Source organism: uncultured Campylobacter sp., assembly GCF_937997465.1.
Taxonomy (GTDB): Bacteria; Campylobacterota; Campylobacteria; order Campylobacterales; family Campylobacteraceae; genus Campylobacter_A.
Map to the genome: position 1 here is coordinate 1 of NZ_CALKTQ010000149.1, position 6,749 is coordinate 6,749.

Consider the following 6,749-nt stretch of genomic DNA (forward strand, 5'->3'; position numbering starts at 1 on the left):
CGCGACGGGGCCGCTAGGCCAGGGCGTAGCAAACGCGGTGGGCTTTGCTATGGCGGCAAAATACGCGGCTAATCTGCTAAACGAGCCTGAAAACACCATCATCGACCATAAAATTTACTGCCTCTGCGGCGACGGAGACTTGCAGGAGGGCATCAGCTACGAGGCCTGTGCGGTTGCCGGCAACCTACATCTAGACAACCTCGTTTTGATCTACGACTCCAACAACATCACGATCGAGGGCGACACGAGTATAGCTTGGAGCGAGGACGTGAAGGCGAGGTTTGAGGCGCAGGGCTGGGACGTCGCGCGCATAGACGGCCACGACTACGATCAGATCGAGTTTGCGCTCGAGCAAGCCGCCGAAAAAGAGCGCCCGTATCTCATCATCGCAAACACCCGCATCGCAAAGGGCGCGGGCGAGCTAGAGGGCAGTCACCACAGCCACGGCGCGCCGCTTGGCGAGGAGATCATAAAGGCTGCTAAAATCGCAGCCGGCTTTGATCCTGAGCGCAAATTTGCTATTGGCGAGGACGTTCTTATTCGCTTCCGCGCCGCTCTAGAAAAGGGCGACCTAGCCGAAGCTCAGTGGAACAAAAAGGTAGAAAATCTAAGCAGCGAGAGCAGAAATATGCTAAACGCACTGTTAAACCCTGATTTTAGCAAGATAAATTTCCCTGATTTTAGCGGCAAAAAGCTAGCTACTCGCGACAGCAACGGCGTCATCATGAACGAGATCGCGCGCGCGATGCCTGGCTTTATCGGCGGTAGCGCGGATCTGGCGCCGTCAAACAAAACCGAGCTAAAAGGCATGGGCGACTTCCCTAACGGCCGCAACATCCACTACGGCATCCGCGAGCACGCCATGGCTGCGATAAACAACGCGGTCGCTAGATACGGGCTTTTCTTGCCGTTTAGCGCGACGTTTTTTATCTTTAGCGACTACCTAAAGCCGTCCGCGCGTATCGCCTCGCTGATGAGCATCAGGCACTTTTTTATCTTTACGCACGACAGCATCGGCGTGGGCGAGGACGGCCCGACGCATCAGCCTATCGAGCAGCTTAGCACATTGCGCGCGATGCCAAATTTCTACACATTCCGCCCGGCCGACGGCAACGAAAACGCGCTTTGCTGGAAGGCGGCGCTAAATTTACGCGCTCCAAGCGCCTTTGTGCTTAGCCGCCAAGGCCTAGCTCCGCTTGAAAAAGGCGAACTAGGCGGCGTAGAAAATGGCGCTTATCTACTAAAACGCGCGCAAAATGCCAAAATCACGCTAATAGCCAGCGGCAGCGAAGTGGAGCTTTGCGTCAAAGCGGCTGAAATTTTAGCCGCTCGCGGTATCGGCGCCAACGTCGTCTCTGCGCCGTGCTTTGACCTGCTTTGCGAGCAGCCGCGCGAGTACGTAGAGCAGATCATAGATCCAGCGACCAAGGTCATCGCCGTCGAAGCCGCAAGCGCGCTGGAGTGGTATAAATTTGCCGATGAGATCTACTCGATGAAGAGCTTTGGCGAGAGCGGCAAGGCGGGCGCATTGTTCGAGTATTTCGGTTTTACGCCTGAAAAGATTGCGGAATTTGCGCAGGAAACGGCGAAGTAAATTTAGCCTCTTAAATTTGACGGTTTTGGCTCCGGCCGGATCCGTTAAATTTGAGAACTCATACCGGGCGAGACCCGCATCAAATTTGCGCGGTTTGCTCGCGGCAAAATCAAAATTATAAAAAGGGAAATATTGCAAAAATATAGGCAAAAAACAGGGCGATTCGCCGACGAAAATTTCATCTTAAATTTAGCTCGCGGCGCGGGTAAATTTGACGCGCAAAAAGGCACGATCGAGCAAATTTGCGCTAAAGATAAAATCAAATTTAGCGCACAAAATCAGCTTAAATTTAACCAAAAGGCCGCGTGATGGAGCTTTCGCATATTATCGTTTTGGCCCTAGTTCAGGGTATTAGCGAGTTTTTACCGATCTCTAGCTCAGCTCACCTCGTGCTGGTACCTAAGCTACTTGGCTGGGCGGATCAGGGGCTTGCCTTTGACGTCGCCGTTCACGTAGGCACGCTAGCGGCGATACTTTTTTATTTTAAAGACAGGCTTGCTGGGCTCGTGCGCGATTTTTTCGCATCTATCGCGCGGCGCGAGAAAGTCGGCGACAGCACGCTCGTGTGGTCGGTTGGCTTTGCGACCGTGCCGGTGGGGCTTTTTGGCCTAGCGTTTAGAGACGCCATCGAGCAGTACGCTAGAAGCGGGCTCGTGATCGCGGCGATGACGATAATTTTTGGTATCGCGCTCTACGTCGCGGATAAAAAATCGGGCCTAAAAACAGAATACGAAATGACGATCAAGCTCGCTCTCATCGTGGGTTTAGCGCAGGCGATCGCGCTGATACCCGGCGTTTCGCGCTCGGGTGTGACGATGACGGCGGCGCTGATGCTTGGCTTTAGCCACAAAGCAAGCGCGAATTTCTCGTTTTTGCTCTCAATCCCCGTGATCGTGCTAGCAGGCGGGCTTGAAGCAGTAAAGCTGCTAAAAACCCCGGACGCGCTGCCTTGGAGCGACCTTGCTATCGGCGCAGCGGTTAGCGGCCTTAGCGCGTATCTATGCGTGCGGCTGTTTATGGCGCTGATCGCGCGAGCCAGTATGCTGCCGTTTGTTATCTACCGCATGATTTTGGGCGTGTTTTTGTTTGTGATGTTTTTATAAAGATAGCTAAATTTGGGCTCAAATTTGAGGTTAGCGGCCCAAATTTGCTTTTAAATTTAAAGCGCAAATTTGACTAAGACCGGTCAAAATTTAGCTTTTCCAAAACCTCTCTTATCCTTGCGCTTCTACTCTCTACGCTATCTTCTTCGCTAAACATCCTGTGTTTGCTATGTTCAAACGGCGGCAGGTCTTTGACGAAGTCGTAAATTTCCTCAAAGCTTAAAATCTTGCCGTGCAGGTCGTAGCTGGCGTTTAGCGCCTTGCCTTTTATATTTGCGATATTTGCGTGGATATGGCCGTAGAGCTGGATAGAGCCATAGTGACCCCTATTCCACTCGGATATCGGATAGTGAAAGGGCACGAGATGAAATTTATCCTGTTCGCGCTGCACTGTTATCTCTTTGTAATCGCAAATTTCCTCAAACAACGCGTTACCGTCTTGCTTTTTCATCGCTAGCAGCTCGTCTTTATGTTTTTTTATCGCTTCATCGTGATTGCCTAGCACTAGGACGTGCTTGCCGTTTAGCTTGCTAAAGATGGATATATTGGTCTGCATATCCTTATGAAAGCTTAGATCGCCCATATTATAGACCGTGTCGCAGGGATTTACCCTCTCGTTCCAATGGCCAATAAGCGCTCTATCCATCGCCTCTACGCTAGAAAAAGGCCTAAAGCACGGATGAAATCTCATGATATTGCTATGTCCGAAATGCAAATCGGAGGTAAAATAAATCATTTTTGCTCCTTTAAATCCACTTCAAATTTCTCGCCGCTTTTTATCTCCATGATAACTAGGCGCTTGAAAAACACGGCCCCTACGTCCATCGAAAAGACGTTATTTGCGCGTCTGGTTATCCTATTTTCTTCGCTTGCGACGTGCCCGTGAAATATCCTCTTGCCCGTATTATTGCCCTCCCAAAAGGGCTCTATGCTCCACAGCACGTAGTCCTCGTCCTGCTCCTCTTCGCTTTTATCGCCGTCAAAGGCTGCATGGACAAATATGCTTTTCTCCGAGCTCACGACGTGAGGCATGTCACCGATAAAATCCTTTAGCCACGAGAGCGCGAAGCTGTTTAAATTTCGCTTGTAGATCGACCTTTTGGTTTTATCGCCGCCGTTTCTAAGCCAAATTTGATGATCTAGCGAGTCGCCGCCAAAATACCCGTCCATCATCATTTTTTCGTGATTTCCCAGTACGTGGATCAGCGCGTATCCGTTTCTAATAAGCTTGGCGTATCTTTTGTAAAGTCCGATCGTATCCTCGCCGCGGTCGCAGCTGTCGCCCAGGATGATTATCAGATCTTTTTTGGTCAAATTTATCTTTTTAAGCATCAGGTTAAAAAGCCCGAGGCAGCCGTGCAGATCGCCGAATACGAAAATCCGCGCGTAATCATCTTCGTTTATGTGTTTTATCTTTATCATTTTTGATTCTTGCGTTAAATTTGCGGAAAATTTCGGGTTAAGTTTTATAAGATTATGGCAGATGGGAAGGGATTCGAACCCTCGAAAGCTTGCACTTTACACGCGTTCCAGGCGTGCTCCTTCAACCGCTCGGACACCCATCTATGAAGCCTGGATTATAGCTAAAATTTAATAAGCGCAAACTTATATTTGAGTTTGATTGCGTTTTACGGCGGCGTCAAATTTGAGCTCGCATAGCGTTTTAGCGTCATAAAGATGCGGGTTAGGGCGCAAAACAGCCAAATTTGCCGCCAAATTTAGTTTAAATTTGAGCGAATTTACTCGGCTTGCCCAGAGCGAAAACAAACATCCTGCATGCCTCGCGAAACGGTTTTATGTGGCTAAGCATACGCGCGATAAGCCCCCAGCGGTGTTTGTACATATTTGTCATGGTGCCGATTTCTAGGCACTTGATGTGCTCTTTATCCCACGCCTCGACCTCGCCCGCGCCCTCTACGCTCATCTTAAATTTCACGTCTCCTTTCATAAATTTGAGCACGTCGTGCTTGCGCGTGTTTGACTTTGCGGCAAATTTGTTTATCAGATCGGCAAGCAAAAGCCCCTCGAACCGCTCGCTCAAATTTAGCACAAACTCCCGAAATACTGCCTTTTCAAAATACATCGCCACGCCCTCTAGCACGAAAATAAACTTCGCGCCTGCGTGCTTTTTTGCTAGCTCGTCCATCCACGCGGTTTCTAGCATCGAGCACGCTAGGCTGTAGTTTCGCGGCGCTTTTGGCACGAGCTTATCGCGAAGCGCGATGACGTCTGGCAAATCAAGGTCGTAAAAGGTCGCCTCGGGGCAAACGGGAGCTAGCCGCAAAGGCCTGGTATCAAGCCCGGCGCCTACTTGAACGATGACGGCGGTCGGGTGCTCGCGGGCAAATTTAAGTATGCAGTCGTCAAAAAACCTCGCTCGTATCACCGTGCCGACCCTGCTTAGCGTCGAGCGGTCAAATTTAGCGAAATCATAATCTATCTTGCTCACGACGTCTCCCGAAAACGCGTCTTTTAGTATAGGTGTCGTTTCTTGGTTTTCCTTGCTTCTAAAGTATAAATTTATAAGTAGCGTCTCGGAGACCGTGCCCTCAAATTCGATCTTTTCCATACGGCTTTTCCTTTTTATTTTGATAATCTTTATAGAAATTGTAGTGCAAACGGCTTTAAAATTTTATAAAATTTAGCGTTTAACTCGCCGTTAATGCAATGTCGTTTATAATACGGCTTTTAAAAACGAAAAAAGGCAAAAAATGAAAAAAATCCTCATCATCGCAGGCTCGTGCAGCAACGGCGGCGCGGGGCTGCAAGCCGACATCAAGGCGTGCGCGCACTTTGGCTGTTATAGCGCGACCGCGGTCACGGCGCTAACTGCCGAAAACACGGACAAGATCAAAAATATCGTTTCGCTAGATCCCTCATTCATCGCCGACCAGCTCGAGATGCTCGCGGCCGAGTTTAGCTTCGACGCCGTTAAAATCGGTATGCTATTTAATGAGCCCATCATGGACGTCGTGCAGGGTTTTTTAGAGAAAAACTCTGCTCCCGTGGTGCTAGATCCCGTCTGCGTCTCGAAAATGGGCCACAAACTCATCAAAGATAGCGCCATCGAGCGACTAAAAGAGCTGATGAAATTTGCCGCCGTCACGACGCCAAATTTACGCGAAGCTGACGTGCTTTTCGGCGATGATTTTACGAATCTGCCGTGCGACGTGATCGTGAAAAAACACATCATCGCGGGCAAGAGCATCGACACGCTCTACCGCAAGGACGGCAGCGTGCAAAACTTTGAGACGCCGTTAGCCGACCCGCTCGTTATCATCGGCGCTGGCTGCACGTTTTCTAGCTCGCTAGCCTGCCTGCTCGCACGCGGCGAAAGCCTAGAAAGCGCCATCCAGCAAGGCAAAGAGTACATCTACAACGCCATAATCACCGGCATCGACACGAATCTAGGCGTGAGAAAACTGCTAAATCACGGGGTTAAATTTTAAATTTAGCGTGCTTGACGCCGTAAATTAGACTAAGGATAAAAGAACTTGCGAGGATTTATGAGTATAAGCCACAAAGCGTCTTTTATTATTATTTTTCTAATCGCGGCGACGGCCGTCTACTTAAATTTATACGACGGATGGGAGCTGGCGCGAAACTACGAAAAAAATCGTATCGAGATTTTAGCATTGCGCGATTTTGCGCGCGAGATTAGGCCTCGCGGAGTTTGGTTTGATCTGCGCTTAGACGGAGCCCTGGTTGAGACGTTTAGCGCCGTGAGTGCCGATGAAAACCAAACCGCGAGCTTCATCCGCGTAGATAAGCGAACGAGCGTGCAGGAACCACTGCGGATACTGGGCTGGGACGAACAGACTTTTGGCGAACTAAAAGCCAAACTAAAAAGCGCAAACGTCATAGGCGTAAGAATCTGGGGCAACGAGGCGTTTGGAGGCGAGCGCAAGACGACGATTTATTATCGCAATGAGGGCTTTGGGGGTGCGTATTACGAGATTTTTGACGACGCTTCGGACGAGATACTGCGAGGCGACGAAGAGGCGGGCTGCGACGATAGATTTCATTTAGACGGCGTAGCTTTGATTTATGAC

The 6,749-nt window shown here is 49.8% G+C and carries 8 protein-coding genes and 1 tRNA gene; 5 read left to right on the forward strand and 4 right to left on the reverse strand.

All coding sequences use genetic code 11. The features are described from left to right. The 3 genes from Q0546_RS04575 to Q0546_RS04585 all read left to right on the forward strand — a co-directional run. The coding region (locus Q0546_RS04575) for a transketolase (protein WP_298790924.1) at positions 1-1,594 on the forward strand (1,594 nt) is incomplete at its 5' end. 132 nt (positions 1,595-1,726) lie between these two features. Beyond that, a complete protein-coding gene (locus tag Q0546_RS04580; protein ID WP_298790926.1) occupies positions 1,727-1,903 on the forward strand; it encodes a hypothetical protein in 177 nt (58 codons plus the stop codon). Next, positions 1,903-2,697: an undecaprenyl-diphosphate phosphatase gene (locus Q0546_RS04585; RefSeq protein ID WP_298790928.1), complete on the forward strand. Its 795-nt coding sequence runs from the start codon at positions 1,903-1,905 to the stop codon at positions 2,695-2,697. Before Q0546_RS04580 ends, Q0546_RS04585 begins: the two co-directional genes overlap by 1 nt. Positions 2,698-2,770: 73 nt before the next feature. On the opposite strand, the gene Q0546_RS04590 is transcribed toward Q0546_RS04585, so the two are convergent. The 4 genes from Q0546_RS04590 to Q0546_RS04605 all read right to left on the reverse strand — a co-directional run bounded on the left by Q0546_RS04590 (position 2,771) and on the right by Q0546_RS04605 (position 5,266). Then, positions 2,771-3,433: a metallophosphoesterase gene (locus Q0546_RS04590; protein WP_298790930.1), complete on the reverse strand. Its 663-nt coding sequence runs from the start codon at positions 3,431-3,433 to the stop codon at positions 2,771-2,773. Continuing rightward, entirely contained in the window at positions 3,430-4,119 is a 690-nt protein-coding gene (locus Q0546_RS04595; RefSeq protein WP_298790932.1) for a metallophosphoesterase, read from the reverse strand. The genes Q0546_RS04590 and Q0546_RS04595 overlap by 4 nt, the downstream gene beginning before the upstream one ends. A gap of 55 nt (positions 4,120-4,174) precedes the next feature. Next, a tRNA-Ser gene (locus Q0546_RS04600) sits at positions 4,175-4,262 on the reverse strand. Between the two features lie 158 nt (positions 4,263-4,420). Then, positions 4,421-5,266, reverse strand: a complete 846-nt coding sequence (locus tag Q0546_RS04605) for a class I SAM-dependent methyltransferase (RefSeq protein ID WP_298790934.1) — start codon at positions 5,264-5,266, stop codon at positions 4,421-4,423. A gap of 142 nt (positions 5,267-5,408) precedes the next feature. Between Q0546_RS04605 and Q0546_RS04610 the strand changes: the two genes are divergently transcribed. Together Q0546_RS04610 and Q0546_RS04615 are read left to right on the forward strand one after the other, a co-directional pair. Next, on the forward strand, positions 5,409-6,146 hold the full coding sequence (locus tag Q0546_RS04610) for a hydroxymethylpyrimidine/phosphomethylpyrimidine kinase (protein ID WP_298790936.1): 738 nt from the start codon (positions 5,409-5,411) through the stop codon (positions 6,144-6,146). Positions 6,147-6,203: 57 nt separating this feature from the next. Then, the coding region (locus tag Q0546_RS04615; protein WP_298790938.1) for a hypothetical protein at positions 6,204-6,749 on the forward strand (546 nt) is incomplete at its 3' end.